The 1,066-nt window shown below is 40.9% G+C and carries 1 protein-coding gene; it reads right to left on the bottom strand.

What is annotated here, in order from left to right:
* Positions 1-867 precede the first annotated feature (867 nt).
* Positions 868-990, bottom strand: coding sequence for a hypothetical protein (locus B9Z54_RS26075; protein ID WP_275887776.1), 123 nt, complete (start codon positions 988-990; stop codon positions 868-870).
* Between the last annotated feature and the right edge of the window lie 76 nt (positions 991-1,066).

A 1,066-nucleotide genomic window follows, 5' to 3' on the forward strand; every position in this document is an offset into this window, starting at 1 on the left:
GGCGTAAACGCCAGATCCCAAACGGAACTTGAAACAGAGCAAAGCGCTCTAATACAAAAGATAAGTCTTAATCTTAATCAGGTACGATTAGACAGGAAACGTACCATTAAGTCAGAGCAACCCGAAGATAATGGTACGTTTAGCAGTGAAACATACCATTAAGTCAGTGCAACCCTAAGTTAATGGTACGATTAGACAGGAAACATACCATTAAGTCAGTGCAACCCTAAGTTAATGGTACGATTAGCAGGGAAACATACCATTAACTCAGAGCATCCCTAAGTTAATGGTACGATTAGCCACGAAACATACCATTAACTCAGAGCAACCCAAAGATAATGGTACGATTAGTCAGGAAACATACCATTAACTCAGAGCAAGTCGAAGATAATGGTACGTTTATCCACGAAACATACCATTATCTTAGAGTAACACAAAGATAATGGTACGATTAGTCAGGAAACATACCATTAACTCAGAGCAACCCGAAGTTAATGGTACGATTAGCCACGAAACATACCATTAACTCAGAGCAACCCCAAAGATAATGGTACGATTAGCCACGAAACATACCATTAACTCAGAGCAACCCAAAGATAATGGTACGATTAGACAGGAAACATACCATTAAGTCAGAGCAACCCGAAGATAATGGTACGATTAGCAGGGAAACATACCATTAACTCAGAGCAACCCGAAGTTAATGGTACGATTAGCAGGGAAACATACCATTAAGTCACAGCAACCCGAAGATAATGGTACGTTTAGCCAGGAAACGTACCATTAAGTCAGTGCCACCTAAAGTTAATAGATAGAAAAGGGACTGTTCAAAGGCATAATGCTTTTGAACAATCCCTTTTATAAATGTTAAGCATGCTGGCTGAGCAAATGATCCTTGCCGATCAAATACCTTCTCAATACTCTTAACTCAAGCTCGTCCATCATGGAGATGGCGTCTGGAGCAATCGATTCCCATTTGGCGGAATTCATATTGAACTCCAGCGGGACATCGCATTTAATTCAGCAAGCTGGCGGGACACATGCAGCATCTCCAAATCAGTCTCAA

The sequence above is a fragment of the Bacillus sp. P14.5 genome, assembly GCF_003316765.1.
Taxonomy (GTDB): Bacteria; Bacillota; Bacilli; order Bacillales; family Bacillaceae_B; genus Rossellomorea.